This window comes from Serratia sp. MMO-28, assembly GCF_037199905.1.
Classification (GTDB): Bacteria; Pseudomonadota; Gammaproteobacteria; order Enterobacterales; family Enterobacteriaceae; genus Chania; species Chania oryzae.
Genome location: NZ_JBBCVB010000002.1, coordinates 235,191 through 253,032 on the forward strand (window position 1 = coordinate 235,191; position 17,842 = coordinate 253,032).

The 17,842-nt window shown below is 52.9% G+C and carries 16 protein-coding genes; 13 read left to right on the plus strand and 3 right to left on the minus strand.

Translation table 11 applies throughout. The features are described 5' to 3' along the window. Positions 1-28 precede the first annotated feature (28 nt). From yrbN to yedF, 4 genes are all read left to right on the plus strand, one after another. Positions 29-103 carry a protein YrbN gene (gene yrbN / locus WG891_RS26995; RefSeq protein ID WP_223499600.1) on the plus strand — a complete coding sequence of 25 codons (75 nt, stop codon included), beginning with the start codon at positions 29-31 and terminating at the stop codon, positions 101-103. Beyond that, on the plus strand, positions 93-2,015 hold the full coding sequence (locus WG891_RS02730; RefSeq protein ID WP_337261439.1) for a DEAD/DEAH family ATP-dependent RNA helicase: 1,923 nt from the start codon (positions 93-95) through the stop codon (positions 2,013-2,015). Before yrbN ends, WG891_RS02730 begins: the two co-directional genes overlap by 11 nt. Positions 2,016-2,158: 143 nt before the next feature. Then, on the plus strand, positions 2,159-3,373 hold the full coding sequence (gene yedE, locus WG891_RS02735; RefSeq protein ID WP_337261438.1) for a selenium metabolism membrane protein YedE/FdhT: 1,215 nt from the start codon (positions 2,159-2,161) through the stop codon (positions 3,371-3,373). After that, complete coding sequence (gene yedF, locus WG891_RS02740) at positions 3,370-3,609, plus strand: sulfurtransferase-like selenium metabolism protein YedF (RefSeq protein WP_337261437.1); 240 nt, start codon at positions 3,370-3,372, stop codon at positions 3,607-3,609. The genes yedE and yedF overlap by 4 nt, the downstream gene beginning before the upstream one ends. 182 nt (positions 3,610-3,791) lie before the next feature. Here the strand turns inward: yedF and WG891_RS02745 are convergent, their stop codons facing one another. Further along, positions 3,792-4,805, minus strand: coding sequence for a luciferase-like monooxygenase (locus WG891_RS02745; RefSeq protein ID WP_337261436.1), 1,014 nt, complete (start codon positions 4,803-4,805; stop codon positions 3,792-3,794). A gap of 706 nt (positions 4,806-5,511) precedes the next feature. Between WG891_RS02745 and WG891_RS02750 the strand changes: the two genes are divergently transcribed. From WG891_RS02750 to WG891_RS02775, 6 genes are all read left to right on the plus strand, one after another. After that, positions 5,512-6,006, plus strand: coding sequence for a winged helix-turn-helix domain-containing protein (locus WG891_RS02750; RefSeq protein ID WP_337261435.1), 495 nt, complete (start codon positions 5,512-5,514; stop codon positions 6,004-6,006). Positions 6,007-6,076: 70 nt separating this feature from the next. Beyond that, a complete protein-coding gene (locus WG891_RS02755) occupies positions 6,077-6,649 on the plus strand; it encodes a fimbrial protein (RefSeq protein WP_337261434.1) in 573 nt (190 codons plus the stop codon). A gap of 71 nt (positions 6,650-6,720) precedes the next feature. Further along, positions 6,721-7,455 carry a fimbrial biogenesis chaperone gene (locus WG891_RS02760; protein WP_337261433.1) on the plus strand — a complete coding sequence of 245 codons (735 nt, stop codon included), beginning with the start codon at positions 6,721-6,723 and terminating at the stop codon, positions 7,453-7,455. 48 nt (positions 7,456-7,503) lie between these two features. Then, on the plus strand, positions 7,504-10,059 hold the full coding sequence (locus WG891_RS02765) for a fimbria/pilus outer membrane usher protein (RefSeq protein ID WP_337261432.1): 2,556 nt from the start codon (positions 7,504-7,506) through the stop codon (positions 10,057-10,059). 28 nt (positions 10,060-10,087) lie between these two features. Then, positions 10,088-11,206 (plus strand): fimbrial protein, encoded by a 1,119-nt coding sequence (locus WG891_RS02770; protein ID WP_337261431.1) that lies wholly within the window; start codon positions 10,088-10,090, stop codon positions 11,204-11,206. Positions 11,207-11,219: 13 nt separating this feature from the next. Further along, complete coding sequence (locus WG891_RS02775) at positions 11,220-11,762, plus strand: fimbrial protein (protein ID WP_337261430.1); 543 nt, start codon at positions 11,220-11,222, stop codon at positions 11,760-11,762. Between the two features lie 41 nt (positions 11,763-11,803). On the opposite strand, the gene WG891_RS02780 is transcribed toward WG891_RS02775, so the two are convergent. Together WG891_RS02780 and ubiU are read right to left on the minus strand one after the other, a co-directional pair. Continuing rightward, complete coding sequence (locus tag WG891_RS02780; RefSeq protein ID WP_337261429.1) at positions 11,804-12,682, minus strand: U32 family peptidase; 879 nt, start codon at positions 12,680-12,682, stop codon at positions 11,804-11,806. Positions 12,683-12,693: 11 nt separating this feature from the next. Further along, positions 12,694-13,689, minus strand: coding sequence for a ubiquinone anaerobic biosynthesis protein UbiU (gene ubiU, locus WG891_RS02785; protein ID WP_337261428.1), 996 nt, complete (start codon positions 13,687-13,689; stop codon positions 12,694-12,696). A 267-nt stretch (positions 13,690-13,956) separates the two neighbouring features. On the opposite strand from ubiU, the gene ubiT reads away from it, so the two are divergent. From ubiT to WG891_RS02800, 3 genes are all read left to right on the plus strand, one after another. After that, positions 13,957-14,478, plus strand: coding sequence for a ubiquinone anaerobic biosynthesis accessory factor UbiT (gene ubiT / locus WG891_RS02790; protein ID WP_337261592.1), 522 nt, complete (start codon positions 13,957-13,959; stop codon positions 14,476-14,478). Beyond that, complete coding sequence (locus tag WG891_RS02795; RefSeq protein ID WP_076943002.1) at positions 14,472-14,975, plus strand: GNAT family N-acetyltransferase; 504 nt, start codon at positions 14,472-14,474, stop codon at positions 14,973-14,975. The genes ubiT and WG891_RS02795 overlap by 7 nt, the downstream gene beginning before the upstream one ends. A gap of 614 nt (positions 14,976-15,589) precedes the next feature. Further along, complete coding sequence (locus WG891_RS02800) at positions 15,590-17,803, plus strand: polysaccharide lyase (protein WP_337261427.1); 2,214 nt, start codon at positions 15,590-15,592, stop codon at positions 17,801-17,803. The last annotated feature ends 39 nt before the right edge of the window (positions 17,804-17,842 follow it).

Genomic DNA, 17,842 nt, shown 5'->3' on the forward strand with positions numbered 1-17,842 from the left:
TTGAGCCGGTTCACACTTTTCAATGAAAATGACTGAAAATTTTCTCGACGAGTTATGTAGACTGGCTGCCATTATTAATGAGGCACGTGTACATGACTACTGAGTTTGAAACCTCTTTTGCTGACCTGGGGCTATCTGCTCCGATCATTGCCGCCCTGACCGACCTGGGCTACGAAAAACCATCACCGATCCAGGCTGAGTGTATTCCTCACCTGTTGAACGGTCGCGACGTGCTGGGCATGGCGCAGACCGGGAGCGGTAAAACGGCAGCGTTCTCGTTGCCACTGCTGCACAATCTTGATTCAGCTCTGAAGGCACCACAAATCCTGGTGCTGGCACCCACCCGCGAACTGGCGGTTCAGGTTGCTGAAGCAATGACCGATTTCTCTAAGCATATGCATGGCGTTAACGTGGTTGCCCTGTACGGCGGCCAGCGTTATGACGTGCAGCTGCGCGCTCTGCGCCAGGGGCCACAGATCGTGGTGGGTACTCCAGGCCGTCTGCTGGATCACCTGAAGCGTGGCACGCTGAACCTCTCCAGCCTGAAAGGCCTGGTGTTGGACGAAGCCGATGAAATGTTGCGCATGGGCTTTATCGAAGACGTAGAAACCATCATGGCGGAGATCCCGGCTGAACATCAGACCGCGCTGTTCTCTGCCACCATGCCGGAAGCGATTCGCCGTATTACCCGCCGCTTTATGAAAGAGCCGCAGGAAGTACGCATTCAGTCTAGCGTGACAACGCGCCCGGACATCAGTCAGAGCTACTGGACTGTGCACGGCATGCGTAAAAACGAAGCGCTGGTGCGTTTCCTGGAATCAGAAGATTTTGATGCGGCGATCATTTTCGTACGTACCAAAAACGCCACTCTGGAAGTGGCCGAAGCGCTGGAGCGCAGCGGTTACAACAGTGCTGCCCTGAACGGTGATATGAATCAGGCCCTGCGTGAGCAGACTCTGGAGCGCCTGAAAGATGGCCGCCTGGATATCCTGATCGCTACCGACGTTGCGGCACGTGGTCTGGATGTTGAGCGTATCAGCCTGGTGGTGAACTATGATATCCCTATGGATTCAGAGTCTTACGTTCACCGTATCGGCCGTACCGGCCGTGCTGGCCGTGCTGGTCGCGCGCTGCTGTTCGTGGAAAACCGCGAACGTCGCCTGCTGCGCAACATCGAGCGCACCATGAAGCTGACCATTCCAGAAGTCGAGCTGCCGAACGCAGAACTGCTGGGTGAGCGCCGTCTGGCCAAGTTTGCCGCTAAAGTGCAGCAGCAGTTGGAAAGCAGCGATCTGGACATGTATCGTGCTCTGCTGGCCAAGCTGCAGCCTGCAGAAGATTTGGATATGGAAACCCTGGCCGCAGCCTTGCTGAAAATGGCCCAGGGCGAACGTCCTCTGATCCTGCCACCGGATCCGGTGTTCAAACCACGTCAGCGCCGTGAGTTCAACGAACGTGATGAGCGTGGCGGCGAGCGTCGTCGTGATGCACGTCCAGACAGCCGTGACGGTGGCGATCGCCCACGTCGTGAGCGCCGTGACGTTGGTGAGATGCAACTGTACCGCATTGAAGTGGGCCGGGATGACGGCGTAGAAGTTCGTCATATCGTTGGTGCTATCGCTAACGAAGGCGACATCAGCAGCCGTTACATTGGTAACATCAAGCTGTTTGCTTCCCACTCCACCATTGAGCTGCCAAAGGGCATGCCGGGCGAGATCCTGAATCACTTCACTCGCACCCGCATTCTGAACAAGCCGATGAACATGCAACTGCTGGGCGATGCACAGCCACATGAGCGCCGTGAGCGTCCTGCTGGTGGCAACGGCGGTGAGCGTCGCGGTGGTGCTCCACGTTCATTCAACGGCGAGCGCCGTGAAGGGGCTGGTGCTCCGCGTCGTTCTTTCGGTGAGCGTCGTGAAGGGGGTAGCGTTGCTGGTGGTGAGCGCCGCAAGCCAGCCCCACGCCGTGACGATGCAGCACCTGCTGCGCCACGTCGCCGTTTTGGTGATGCATAATTGCTGATTTAACCGCGTGCGGTTAATCAATTTAAACAACCAGCCTTCGGGCTGGTTTTTTTATGCCTGAATAGCGGTGAAAAGAAATAAATAACGTATCATTCGCAAGGTTTATTTTACGAATATTGTGTACAGGAGATGCCATGAACTGGCAGCAATTCAAATCTCAGTATCTGGTGCGTTTTTGGGCCCCCTTACCGGCGGTGATGGCGGCCGGGATCCTGTCTACCTACTACTTTGGCATGACGGGCACTTTCTGGGCGGTGACCGGTGAGTTTACCCGTTGGGGGGGCCATGTGTTGCAGGGATTGGGCTTCCACCCTGAGCAGTGGGGCTATTTCAAAGTGATTGGCTTGCAGGGCACGCCGCTCGAGCGTATCGATGGCAGGATGATTATCGGCATGTTTGCCGGCTGTATCGCCGCCGCGCTGTGGGCGAATAACGTCAAGTTACGCATGCCACAGCACCGTATCCGCATCGCACAGGCGCTTCTGGGCGGCATTATTGCCGGTTTTGGTGCCCGCCTGGCAATGGGGTGTAACCTGGCTGCCTTTTTCACCGGGATCCCACAGTTTTCATTACACGCCTGGTTCTTCGCCCTGGCGACCGCCGCAGGTTCTTACTTCGGCGCAAAATTTACCCTGCTGCCTATGTTCCGTATCCCTGTGAAGCTGCAAAAAGTCAATGCCGCCGCGCCGTTAACGCAGAAGCCGGAGCAGGCGTGCCGCCGTTTCCGCTTGGGCATGGTGATTTTTTTCCTGGCCGTGGCCTGGTCTTTATGGACCCTGTTCGCTGCACCGAAGCTTGGCATTGCAATGCTGTTTGGTATTGGCTTTGGCCTGCTGATTGAACGAGCGCAGATCTGCTTCACTTCGGCGTTCCGCGATCTGTGGATCACCGGCCGCACCCATATGGCCAAAGCGATTATTCTTGGCATGGCGGTGAGCGCTATTGGCATTTTCAGCTATGTGCAACTGGGGGTTGCGCCGAAGATCATGTGGGCTGGGCCGAATGCGGTCATCGGTGGTTTGTTGTTTGGTTTTGGCATCGTACTGGCCGGTGGTTGTGAAACCGGTTGGATGTATCGTGCAGTCGAAGGGCAGATCCACTATTGGTGGGTTGGCTTGGGGAATATCATCGGGGCAACGCTGTTGGCGTATTATTGGGACGATCTGGCCCCGGCGCTCGCCACCCATTACGATAAAATCAACCTGTTGGAGGTCTTCGGGCCAATCGGTGGGTTGCTGGTAACCTATCTGCTGCTGGCGATCGCTTTTGCCGCCATGCTGTGGTGGGAGAAACGCTTTTTCCGCGCTAAATCGGATGCGCAGGCGGCTGACTTAAGGAGTGCATCATGAAACAGGCAGACGTTGTGCCCGATTATCGGCTGGATATGGTGGGCGAACCTTGTCCCTATCCGGCAGTGGCTACGCTGGAGGCGATGCCCCAGCTTAAGCCGGGTGAAATACTGGAAGTGATCAGCGACTGCCCGCAGTCGATCAATAACATCCCACTGGACGCCCGTAACCACGGCTATAAGGTGCTGGATATTCAGCAGGATGGCCCAACCATTCGCTACCTGATCCAACGCTGAGCCCCTCACCCCAACCCTCTCCCGCAGGGAGAGGGTGCTGATAGCCCCTGCTCGTTTGGCAGTAAAGAGATAATCCCAGCAAACTCGTTCGCTTTCTCTTCCAAGGTGAATCACTGTAATTTCAAACATACTCGATCGGTTCCCTCTCCCTGTGGGAGAGGGGCATCACCGATACGTAACCCCTATCTCTTCATTAAGTCGCCTTTCACCCCGGCAACAATCTCAAACGACCGTAAACGCGCCTGATGATCAAAAATCTGGCCGTTAACCATGATCTCATCGGCGTCGGTTTCACGCAGCAACGTTTGCAGCCCTTGGCGCACCGTGCTTTCGCTACCGACGATCGACATGTGCAGTGCCTGATCAACGCCATATTGCTCGCCTGCGGTCCACAGGGCGTGAATATTGTCTACCGGTGGCGGTAGTGGCCCTGGCGACCCTCGACGCAGATTGATGAACTGTTGCTGCATGGAGGTAAACAGGAAACGCGCGTCACGATCGCTGTCGGCAGCAATCACGTTCACGCACACCATGGCATGCGGCTGCTGGCACTGTGCGGAAGGGGTAAAGTTTTCACGGTACAGGTTCAGCGCCTGAAACAGCATGTCTGGGGCGAAGTGAGAGGCAAAGGCAAACGGCAGGCCGAGCTTCGCTGCCAGCTGTGCGCTGTACAGGCTGGAGCCCAGCAGCCAGATTGGCACGTGCAGCCCTTGGCCGGGAACGGCCTGCACCACTTGCTCTGGCTGCACTTCACCGAAGTAGCGTTGCAGTTCCTGCACGTCACGCGGGAAGTTATCCACATCACCGGAGAGGTGGCGGCGTAACGCCATCATGGTGCGCTGATCGGTGCCCGGCGCACGGCCAAGCCCCAGATCGATGCGCCCAGGGTAGAGCGATTCCAGCGTACCGAACTGTTCAGCAATCACCAGCGGCGCATGGTTTGGCAGCATCACGCCGCCGGAGCCGAGGCGGATGCTGGTGGTGCCCGCCGCCAGATAGCCCAGTAGCACAGAGGTCGCCGCGCTACCGATACCGGTCATATTGTGATGTTCTGCCATCCAGTAGCGCTGATATCCCCACTTTTCAGCATGTTGTGCCAAATCCAGTGAGAAATGGAACGCATCTCGTGGTTTTGCGCCCAGAGGTATGGGGGATAAATCCAGTACCGAAAGCGGCACCCGTGTGTTTTCAGTCATTTCATCGTCCATTGTGCTTAAGGCTGCTGCCTGTGAGTGTGATCGCTTAAAGGGCGAGTGCAGGGATCTGCAAGCGATGAAAGCATAATCCAATTCGCGGTGAGAAAAGGGGATATCCGTGCTTGAGCGATTTTGACGTGCATCGGTGTTATCTTGGGTATATCTTGGTTTATTCCCGTATTAATAATTAATATTTAAAATGAATTAAAATCAAAACATACTTAAAATCAATTAATTTTCTATTTATTCTCTTGGAATGTTCAGCAGGCTTCACTAACAGGGGGATTAATTAATAAGAGTGGGTAATTAAGAAAGGGAACCATGTGAAAAAGCCGAAATGGCTGCGCAACCAAGACGCCAACATTATATTTTAATGTTAGTCAATGAGAATTGAACTCAAAAATAACGAAAAACCTATCCAAATAAAGGGTAAAAAAAGCATTTCATGCTTATGTATTAATTTTTTTGCATGATCGGTATTTTTATCTTAAAAATGACAAAAATAAAGCAATTTAATCTGAATTTTCTATTTAAATTTATTTATTTGGTTTTAAATTCTTTTTTTTGAGCGATTTTTTTTAGCGTTATGAATTGACATTATAATCCTAGTCAATAATATAGACCGGGCAGATAATATATAGGTACGGTATTTTAACTTAAAAATAAAATAGTTAGGCAGTTGCAGCAGTGATGCTATGGAGTGAGAATGGACACCGTAAGCCAAAAGATAGATGCAGAAAAATCAACTATTAAGATTGATGCGAATAAATTGATGCTTTTTGGCTATGTCGTTAACGATGAGTTCCAGGTTGATATAAAGTCTGGTTCAGTCATCAAATTATATAATACTATAGAATATGGTAGTCATTCCGACCATCGTTTTAGCAATTATTTTAAATTGCGCGAGACGATGATGAGATTGTTGGTTTATTTATTAGAAAATGCAAGCCTTGATTATGTATCTAACAGAGACATATTGGTGAATGTCTGGGAGAACTATAATTTGTCCTCCTCTTCCACCAGACTGACGCAAGTGATTACCGAACTTAAAGCGCGGTTGGCAACAATTGGTATAGATGATGGTTTTATTAAAGCCTCTCGCGGAAAAGGATATACGTTGCAAGGAGCACTGATTGTACCTTTGTATAGTTTTTGGGGTGCAACTCATAGGGAGACAGGATTTCACTATAAAGTGAAATAATGGCTCTGAAACTACGGTTAATCCCAAAGATTCAGAGTGTTTAAGGATAATTAACAGGACAGTTATTTAAATGAAAAGAAATACTCTATTAATGACCATCGCATGTGTCATGGGCGGCCTGACTGCAACTTCTGCCTTTGCTGTTGATGGTAATATCAATTTCACCGGTGAGGTTATCGATACGACTTGCAAAATCAATGGCCAAACTCCGAACGGCGCTGTTGATGTGAACGTCGATTTGAAACAGGTTGAAGCTCCTGCGCTGGGCTTTGAAGGTGCTACGGCAAATGCGACGCCGTTTAGCATCACTCTGGGTGGCGTTGGTGACACTAACTGTGCCAACGGAAAAGTTGCTCAGGTGTATTTCGAACCTACCAGCCCTGCGATCGACAGAGCAACTGGTTGGTTGAAAAACACCAGTACAGATGCTCGCGGCGTGGCCAGCAATGTTGAGATACAAATCTTGAATGCGACTGCCAACCAGGCAATCAACTTGTTGAGCAACTCGAATAACTATGCACCAACAACGATTGTTGATAATACGGCTGTGTATTCGTATTACGGTCAGTATATTGCCGTAGGTGGTGCCGCGACTGTTGGTCATGTAGCCTCTACCGTCAAATACAGTATCGTTTATCAGTAAGTTATAACAGTAGTGACAGAGGCCTGCTTAAACGGGCCTCTGTTTAACATCGCTATACCTACAAGGCGGTTATGTTCTTCATGGAAAGATATTGGTTGTCATCATTGGTGCTTGTCGCCGGATTATTTTCTTCATGCCTGCATGCAGGTATTGTTATTTCTGGCACTCGCGTTATCTACCCCTCTAATGAAAAAGAAGTCACGCTGAAGCTGGAAAATAAAAGCCGTGTTCCTCTGTTAGTACAATCCTGGATTGATAGCGGAGATGCTAATTCCTCTCCTGAGGATAGCGACGTTCCTTTTACTATTATGCCACCGGTTTCACGTATTGAACCGGACAAGGCGCAAACGCTGCGTATTGCCGCGACACCCACTGCAAATCTGGCAACCGATCGCGAAACGCTTTACTGGATTAACGTGCTTGAAGTTCCTCCTCAGTCGAAAGGGGATAAGAATTATCTCTCCATTGCCTATCGCAATCGTCTGAAAGTGTTTTACCGCCCCGTTGCGTTGAAGGGCCTGTCTCCTGAAGTCATCGGGCAGGTCAGTTGGCGTTTGCAAGGGGACAAACTTATCGGCAAGAACCCTACCCCTTATTACATCAGCTACGCCTCTGTGCGGCTCATTGGCACAGCGAAAGCCGTGATGGCAGGAAGTAACGGTGGCATGATTGCGCCCTTTTCTGAACAGGCATTTCAGATTAAACGCAGTGGTAACGCCGCAGGCGGGTTGCCGAACACTATAACGGCCAGTGCGATCAATGACTATGGGGCGTTTGTGGAAAAAACCTACCCACTAACTCGTTAGCATTGTCGTTTTTAGGATTATTGGCTTATCAGAGTCGTCAAGGATGCTATGACTACGTATAAACCAGCAAGAAAAACGGGACTGAAGTGGATCCTGTCTTATGTCATGATTTCGGCCACGTCTGCCTATGCCGCAGATGCACCGGAAGAGGTGAAGTTTGATCCCAGCTTCTTTCCTGGCGGTAAAGCCGGGAAGTTCGATCCTGCCCAGTTCAGCCGCGGCAACGTCGTGGTGCCCGGTGTTTACAGTGCACTCATTGAACTCAACGGGCAACCGCTCGGCAACGAAGAGATCCGTTTTAAATCACAGTCTGGCAGTCAATATGCCACCATCCCTTGCTACAGCGGTAGCTTTTTTTCCCTGCTCAATCTGAGCGAAAAGAAACTGCTGGAACAGACGCCACCGCTGCATCTTAGCCAACTGGAGGCCGAAGGATATTGCGGTTCGCTCAGCAAGCTCCTGCCCGGTGCCTCAGCCAGTTTTGATCCTGGCGAGCAAAAGCTGACGCTATCGATACCACAATTGCTGTTGAACAGAGCACCACGCGGTTATGTCAGCCCCAAGCTATGGGAAGATGGCCTGACCGCTTTGATGGTTAACTATAATGCCAACCTGTATCAATCCAAGCAGCGGGAAAATACCAATACCTACGGTTATCTCGGGTTGCGTAATGGCTTGAATGTTGGCCCCTGGCGCGTGCGCAATAATGGGGCCGTTAACTGGGTGTCAGGCGGTGGTGGCGATGGCTACAAAAGCACCTCTACCTACATTGGCCGCGATATTTCGGCGCTGAAATCCCAACTGATCATCGGTGATGCCTTCACCAGCGGTGAGCTGTTTGACGGTATCCGTTTCCGCGGCGTCAGAATGTACTCAGACGATCGCATGCTGCCAGATTCCCTGCGCGGTTACGCTCCCGTCGTGCGTGGCGTTGCCAATACCAACGCCAGAGTCACCATCGTGCAGAACGGCTTTACCATTTATACCACTACCGTTTCGCCCGGGCCGTTTGAGATTAACGATCTCTATCCCACCAGCTACGGTGGCGAACTGACGGTACGTATCGAAGAAGCTAATGGTCAGGTGCGCTCCTTTGCGGTTCCTTACGCCTCGGTCACCCAGATGTTGCGGCCCGGTATCAGCCGTTATGAAGTCGCCGCAGGTAAAATCAATACCAATGGGTTGGTCGATAAACCTGATTTTGGCAGCCTGACCTACCAGCTTGGCCTGAGTAATCTGGTCACTGGATATACCGGCGTGGTCGGCAGCGAAAGTTATTTTTCTGCCTTGCTGGGGGCGGCCCTTAACACCCCTGTCGGCGCACTCTCTTTGGATGTTACTCAATCAATCACTCGTCTGCCCGGTCAGGATCAACGTTCAGGGCAGAGCTATCGTGTTGGGTTCAGCCAGGTGTATGCAGAAACACAGACCAGTTTCTCGGTGATGGCCTATCGCTATTCAACCGACGGCTTCCTGAATTTGAATGACGCCGTACAGTTGCGCGACTTGGCTTTGCGTAATGAAGATATCAACGGTTACGGGCGGCAGCGCAGCATGTTTACGCTGTCGGTGAGCCAGCCGCTGGGCGAACGTTGGGGCAGCCTGTATGCCACCGGTAGCCATATTACTTATTGGAACCAGGATGGCTCACAGCAGAGTATGCAAATCGGCTACAGCAATTTCTGGCACAACCTCAGCTACACCTTCTCGGTTAACCGGACGTTGAGCAGCCAGTTTTCAGGGGGGCAAGACGGCACGCTGGATCGACGTGAAACCCAGTACTCTCTGAGTCTCTCTCTGCCGCTGGGGGCGAGTACCCATGCCCCAACGCTGAATATGACCGGAAGCAGCGATAACAAGGGCAGCAATGCTCTGGTGGGGCTATCGGGGAACGCCGGTGAGCAGAACCAGTTTAACTATGTCGTCAGCACCAGCCGTGATACCGCATCGAATGGCAACTTCTTCAACAGCGGCGTGGGTTATCGCGCGCCGCAAGCGAATATGGGGGCCAGCTATAGCTACGGTCAGGGTAACCGGCAGCTGTCATCCAGTATCGACGGTGCGATTGTGGTTCACCGTGGCGGTATCACGTTGGGGCAAACGCTGGGGGAAACCAGCGGCCTGGTACGTGCTCCGGGTGCAAAAGGAGCCCTGGTCACCAACGCTTCCGGCGTGGAGGTCGATCGTTTTGGTTATGCGATTGTGCCTTACCTGCGCCCTTACTACCTGAATCAGGTGGATCTCGATCCTAAGGGCACTTCACAGGATGTTGAGTTGCTGTCCAGCAAAAGTACCGCCGTTCCTCGCGCCGGGGCACTGGTGCTGCTCGATTATGAAACCAAGAACAGCAAAGTCACTTACATCAAGGCGAAGCGTAAGGACGGCACACCACTGCCTTTTGCCGCCAATGTTTATGATGCGCAGAACAACGCTATTGGCATCGTCGGGCAGGCGAGTCTGGTGATTGCCCACGATTTGGCCCCATCGGGAGTGCTGCTGGTGAGATGGGGGGATGCGCAAACAGAACATTGCAGTCTCAACTATTCACTCCCCGCGTCCCCAACTGACGAGAGCAGGCCTGTGATTCAGGGTGTCTGCCAATAACAGAGCGCCAAGGTTAATGAGAAAACAGATGAAAATAAGAATCGCGTCAGGAATAGCGGTATCGTTGCTGCTTTGCGCAGGGTTATATGCGCAAGGTGCGGCAGCGGCGAACGCCGGTTGTGATTGGGATAGCAGTTCCGCTATCTTCTCACCGCTTGATACCCGTTTGCCCATCGGCGGCACGGTCAGCGTCGGGGCGGATTTACCGATCGGCAGCGTGATCTACTCCCAGCGGATCCAAACCAGTGGCAACGGTGCCAAACTGCTCTGCCAGGCGGGTGTCTATGACCTGGTCAGTGCCTTTATCAGCACACCTTACGGCCAATCAAGCTATAGCGACTCCTCGTTTCCGTACGTGTTCAATACCAATATCGAAGGTATTGGCGTAGCGCTATGGCAGGGGACCCCAGATGGTAGCAGTGGAGCACGCTTGCAGCTCCCTGGGCGGATCCCGGGGTATTTATCCAACAGCAGCGCCAGCATTTTCAGCTTTACCGGCCAGAGTGATGCTTCGGTCAGTTTCAATATTGAATTTATCAAAACCGGTAACGTCACCAGCGGTGGCCGTATTGAGGGGAGCAATCTGCCCAGCTTTGAAACTTCACTGAATGGCAATGGCGAGAATTTTGTCTATCAGAAAACGTTGATCAGCGGTTCTCTGGAGGTGAAAACGGCCACCTGCAACGTGGGCAGTAACTATTACCTGCCGCTGGGTGAACACTACCCAGATGAGTTCAACGGCGTCGGCAGCACGGCCGGTAACGCCGAAACCCAGATCGTGCTTTCGGGCTGTCCTGCCTTCTATGGCAGAACCTCCTATAGCGTATTCAAGCCTAACGTTATCAGCATCAAGCTAACGCCGCGCAATGGCTTCGAAAATGCCGAACAGGGGATTTCGAAGCTCAATACCGCGTCGGGCGATGCCGCCGAAGGGGTGGGGGTGCAACTGAGCTTTAAGCAGGAAAACGGCAGCTATCAGTTAGCCAAGTTTAACCAGGATATCGATCTGGCCAACTTTATTACCTTCTTTGAAGATCGCGAGAGTGATTATCATTTAGGGGTGAAAGCGGCGTATATTCAGACCGCCGCCCCGATCCGGGCAGGCAAGGCTGATGCTCAAATCGAGTTTATGATCACCTATCAGTGACCGGGAGCGTGAAATGCAAATAGCGAATACGTTAAAAAGCCTCTCTCTGCTGGTGCTGTTCGGTTATGCCGCAAGCGTGCAGGCCGCTTCCACCGGGGTGCTGAATGTCACGGGCTCTATTAAGATCGCCACCTGCTATTTCGATAGTATAGAGGGGCAAGACAACAAGACCTATGATTGGGTGTTACCGCAGGTGTACATGGGGAATCTGAATAGCCCAGGCATGACTCATGGCCGCACTCAGGGCAGCATCCATATTGGCGGGACACATTGTACCAATGGGTATACTCCCTATATCACGTTGAATAATGGCGCCACCGTCAATGCGGGTACCGGTAATCTGGTTAATACCTTGAGTGATGAGGCTACAAACGTCGAAATCAGGTTGTTGATGAATGATACGCCACTGGATTTACGCACCAGCCCGCGCGTGGGGTGCGCGGTGATCGTCAATAATCAGAGCCAGTGTGATATTGAATATGAGTATTACGCCACTGGCCGAGCCACTCCCGGCCGAGTGAAAAGCGCGATACAGTTTAATATTTCCTACGACTGATGGCTTGGCGGGGAGAGTGTTTCTCCCCGCAACCCCGTGGGTTATGGCACCAGTTCCAACCCGGCCACGCGCCGCCAGTAACCGTTGCACTCAGCGCGATCGGTCAGCGCCAACGGCTGTGCTCCCTGCTGGTTGGCGCGGAAGCGATCGAGCATCGCCAGTGTCTCCTCCCCTTGCGGTGACAGGCGTACAATATCCACCAGCCCCTGCATTCCAGCCAGTTCGTTACCCAGGTTGTAGCAATAACCGCTCATGGTCTGAATACCGTTCAGCACAAACACCTGCTGATTTTCCTGTGAGTTGACCATGCGCCCTTGTGGATATTTAATACAGCAGGTTTCACATTCGTCCTTACCGCGGTTTTCCGAACGCGCGGTAAAGCAGCGCGCGGAATAGGCCAGCGGCAGATGGCCATAGCTCAGCACCTCCACCTCAAACCGTTGGCGGAACCCCAGCTCTTCGCACTGGTTCAGCAGGTTCACCAGCCAATCGCGGGAAAGCTCCACCGGCATACACCAGCGGGTCATGCCCTGCTGATGCAACAGGCGCAGCGTGTAGGCGTTGTAACAATTGAGCGCATGCCCGGCGACAAAAGGCAAACCGCGCTCGGCGGCCATATTCACCGTGCCGAGATCGTTGGCTTCGATCAGGAACTCGCCGTTTTCCACATAGCGCTTCAGTTCGTTCAGTTCTGAAGGCGCTTGCAGCAGCGCCAGAGTGGAGATCACCACCTGCTTGCCGGATTTGGCGATCTCCTGCGCCAGCGCCAGCCAGTCGCCCACTTTCATCTCGCGCCGTTTGGTGCAGACGCTCTCGCCAAGATAGATAATGTCGGCGCTGCTATTGGCGGCCTGCTGATAAAACGCCTCCACATCGTTTTTTGGCCAGTAGTAGAGCACCGGGCCTAAGGCATATTTCATGGTTCCTCCTGCTACTGCCATTTGCGGTGATAGGCGCCGAGTGTAGTCTGGGTGCCTTCGGACATTGCACCGAGCGTTTCCATCCAGGCAGCATCGGCCTGATAGGCCGCCGGATTGGCTTTGCAACGATCGATCGCCTGCCGCCAGACGCGCGCCACCTGGCTGACATAGGCCGGGCTGCGCTGGCGGCCTTCGATCTTCACCGAGGCGATATTGGCAGCCAATAGCTCCGGTAACAGCTCCAGCGTGTTCAGGCTGGTGGGCTCTTCCAGCGGGTGATAGAGCACGTTATCCACCCGATAGCGGCCTTTGCACAGCGTAGGATAACCGGCGTTTTCGCCGTCCTGATAACGATCGATCAGCACATCATTCAGGCGTGATTCCATCCCCTGCGGCGTTTGCTGCCAGCGCACAAAACGCGCGGGCGAGCAGGCGCCTACGGTGTTGGGGGATTCACCCGTCAGGTAAGAAGAGAGATAACAGCGCCCTTCGGCCATGATGCACAGGCTGCCGAAGGCGAATACTTCCAGCGGCACCGGGCTGGTGCGCGAAAGCTGTTTGACCTGATGCATCGACAGCACCCGTGGCAGCACCACGCGGGCGACATCAAAATGGCGCTGATAAAAGCGGATGGCTTCTTCATTGGTTGCGGAAGCCTGCACCGAAACGTGACGCTCGGCCTGCGGATAGCGTTGTGCGGCGTATTCCAGCATCGCCAGGTCGGCCAGGATCAGCGCATCGGCCCCGAGTTGCGCGGCCATATCCACGGCGCGCTGCCAACGGGCATAGCCATCGGGGTGGGCAAAGGTATTGATGGCGATATGCAGTTTGCGCCCATGCCGATGCACATAATCGGCCGCTTCTTGCAGCTTCTTCTCGGTAAAATTCAGCCCGGCGAAGTGGCGTGCGTTGGTATCGTCTTTCAGGCCGATATAAACGGCATCTGCGCCATTATCCACCGCAGCTTTCAAGGCCGGCAGATTACCGGCGGGGCAAAGCAGCTCCATAGATTTAATCCTGATTCAGCCGTGTGCCTAGTAAGGCATACGCTGTGATAATGGTTGCCGGTTAAGGTTTGCGCCCGGCAATGAGGTCAACGGGGGGATAATTTTAGTCAACCTGCTGTTAACAGGTTTTGATTTGAGGCAGTTTCTGGCGTATTGATAGAAAGGTGACTGTGGGTGTTAATTGCACTATTTGTTGATATAGGCCGGTGATGCCGTGTGCCAATGTGGCAAAATAGCGGCAGACTGAGTGGAAAGGAGTGAATGACAGTGTTGGAAAAACTACGGGCACGCATTGTGCGTCAGGGGCCGTCGCTGTTGCGCGTGCCGCTAAAATTCACGCCGTTTGCTCTGCAGCGTCAGCTTCTGGAACAGGTGCTGGGCTGGCAGTTTCGTCAGGCGTTGGCGGACGGGGATTTAGATTTTCTCGAATCGCGTTGGCTGAAGATTGAGGTGCGCGATCTGGCACTGCAATGGTTTATGACGGTTGAAAACGGCAGGTTGGTGGTGAGCCAACAGGCTGAGGCGGATGTCAGCTTCAGCGGTGACGCCAACGATCTGGTGTTGATTGCAGCGCGTAAGCAAGATCCCGATACGCTGTTTTTCCAGCGTCGGCTGCAGATTGAAGGAGATACCGAATTGGGCCTGTACGTAAAAAATCTGATGGACGCCATCGATCTGGATGCCATGCCTGCGCCGCTGCGCGTTGGCCTGTTACAACTGGCGGCCTTTATTGAAGCCGGTTTGCAGGAGGGCACGGTGCAATCCTCCCGTGTGCCGCAGCCATGCTGATCCGTGTTGAAATTCCGGTTGATGCTGCGGGTATTGATGCTTTGCTGCGCAGGGCTTTTGGCCGTGATGATGAAGCCGATCTCGTGCAGCAACTGCGTGAAGACGGCCTGCTGACGCTGGGTATCGTTGCCACCGACGATCAAGGCGGTGTGGTTGGCTATGCGGCCTTCAGCCCGGTTGATGTGGCGGGCGTCGATCGTCAGTGGGTGGGGCTTGCGCCGTTGGCGGTTGACGAAAGCCTGCGCCGCCAGGGCTTGGGTGAAAAGCTGATATACGAAGGGCTGGATGCGCTGAACGAGTTCAGCTATGCCGCCGTCGTGGTGCTGGGCGATCCGGCCTACTATGGGCGTTTTGGTTTCAGAGCCGCCGCCCAGTACGATCTGCACTGCCGTTGGCCGGGTACGGAAACCGCATTTCAGGTTTACCCACTGGCAGAAGATGCCCTTAACGGCGTGAGCGGGCTGGTGGAGTATTCGGCGCCTTTTGGGCGGTTTTAACGGGCAGTAGTAAGTATTGCGGTGAGAGAGGTGGGTGAAGCTCCCGCCTCTTTTTTTGTTTTTCAGTCAGCCAATTCATTCGATATTTTAATCGCTTTAGCTCCATACGCGCTATTGCACCTGTTTTTAGGAAATAACTAATGCGTTGATTTTAAAAGGCAGAAACGAATAGGTTGAAAAAGGGTTTTTTTAGCCTTTTAGATTGTTATTCAATGATCATTAATGCAGTTAGCTTAATTCTTGGAGGGTTACTGCCGTAGAGGCAGTGTAAAGATGATTAACGTAAGCTCGGATCTAGGGTAGCGAAGAGGTTAACATAATACTTAAAACAGGTTATCCGTCATCATTTTTGTGAGGTTGCCTGTGTTTTTGAAATTGCGTTTCCTTTTTATTGAACTAATATATCAATGTATTTTCTGTCAGGTTGATTACATAACGTTTTTTCCACCTGTGCTGTCAGCGAATTGAATATCACGCATATACCCGTGCTGATGTGCAGGCTAGCCTTCCCGTCTTTTTATCGATGCGAGTCAGTTTCCAATGCTCCTTCGTTTGCCTGCTACTTGAAATCTGCTGGGTATACTATTTCCATCATTCATTCTTGGAGAAGAATAATGAGATTTTTTGCAAAGCACGGTTCAGGGAAAGGCATGGTACTCCTCGGGTTTATTATCTGTTTGGCGGCGTGTGATAACAGCCAAGCCTCATCAGAGATAATCAATAATAGTGCGGTACCGCTAAGTGATAATACGGGTGTGACCTCACCGGTTAATGATAATAAAGTGCAAGATCTGGCAGCGGTCTGCTCTTTCAATAATAAAGCCTGGTGGCCATTGCCGCAGGGGAAAAACGATGCTCCTCCCAATGCTTTTATTACCCGCGTTGATTTCCAGGATGATACGCCCGGGCCTTACACGGCAGCAGATTTCTTGAAAGACTGGGGGGTAACGCCAGGTAATTCATCGGGGTTAGCGCAGGGGCGGTTGAATATTGTGGCCGATCCAGACGCGCCTGCCAATAAGGTGTTACGCGTTACCTACAGCGCTACGGCAGGGCAGGATGCAACGGGTAACCCGACCCCTGGGATTGGTGGTAATTCAGCAATGACTTTTGATGCACCGTTGCCAAAAGGCAACACAGCGCTCTGGCTGCAGTATAAGGTGCGTTTTGATAACCAATTCACCTGGGTTCGCGGTGGGAAATTACCCGGCTTGGGCGGCGGTGGTAAGGCCCCCTCAGGCTGTATTGATAACAGTAAATTTAATGGCTTCACCACGCGGTTAATGTGGCGCGAACGCGGCTCGATGTATAACTACCTTTATTACCCCACCAAGACCGAACATTGTGGCGACTATGCGGCGCTGAATACCCAATTCCTGCCGGGCCAGTGGTACACCATTACGCAGTATGTTCAGCTCGGTGATCCAGGGAAAGAGAATGGGCAATTAATTCAATTTGTCGATGGCGTAAAAGTGTTGGAGCTGGATAGCTGGAACTGGCGTTCAGATAATACGGTTTCTATCAGCACGCTGAAGATGGATACGTTTTTCGGTGGTGGAACGGCGGATTGGGCGCCGCAAACCGATCAATATGCCTATTTTGATGATTTTACCGTGACCACAGCCTCTCCACTGGGGTTAGTGACAACACATAAAACCCGCGATCAGCAGAGCAACGGGCCGTCATGCCATCCACAGCCGGGCTATCAGGCTTGGTCTGCCATGCAAAATTACCCGGCAGGCAGTGCGGTCTATGCCGTTGACGGCAGCGGTGAATACCACTACTACCGGGCACGCAGCGACATCGCTGCCGGGCTGTCACCGCTGGAGATGGAGCATGTGCTGATCGATATCTATGACGGGGTGGTCGCTTCACCGATCCCGGTTGATTTAGAGCAACCCTGGCTGGAACAGACCGTGGCACCCTGGTATGGCAATGGCATCACGCCAGGATCGAGTTGGACCACCGGGTTGGCGAACGCGGGCGGTTCAGAAGAGGGGGAGAATCCGGGGGATGATATCGACGATGGCTCGATCAAATGGAATCTGTACGCGCCCCTCACTAACGGTGGCCTGCTGCCGAATGTGAGCGGGGCGGTGAGCAACAGTTATGGCACGGCGAATCTGTTTGCGGTGAATGGCAATCTCACGCCGTTCAGCATTAACCCGGATAATACGCTGCGTTATGACAACACCGGGTCTGCCGTTACTACCGCGGTCCGTCTGTGCAATACCGGTTCCTGTGATAATGCCAATAAAGGGCTAAAGGCCAGCGCCGACAGCGTCACCAGCGATGGTTACCCGAAAGGGTTTACTTGGTTAGCCTGTGTCAAAGCTAATGAGCCCAGCAGCAAGAATGCGCTTGAGATCGAAGTAGCAACCGGCGATTTTCTGCTAGGGCCAGATTACAGCAGCCGGGTGAAAACGGTGATCCAGAAGACGAGTTCCGCTACCGGCGTGCAGCTTAACAGCATAGACGGCAGCAGCAGTTCTGTGGTGCAAACCGACACCAGTCAATATCATCTGTATCAGGTCAGTATCGCGATGGAGAACTACAATACCGGAACGGTGAACCTGTTTATTGACGGCAAAGCGGCGAAGGTGAAATCAGGGCCGGCGTTGCCTTATCGTGGCGTATTAAATGCCGTGTCACTCTCGGGGCCGGGTAATTATTTCTCTCTCGGTTCTGGCGCGGCAACCTCAACCGCGACTAATGGCTCATTGGCATGGATAATCTGGACTAAAGCGGCGTTAGCACCGGCTGATATTGCCGGTTCTCTGCCAGAGGAAGCGCTTGCGGGTTCACCCTGTAACCTATCGGTTTATTAAATCGATTTTCGTTCCGCCCCCCACTTCCCTTTGTGGCGA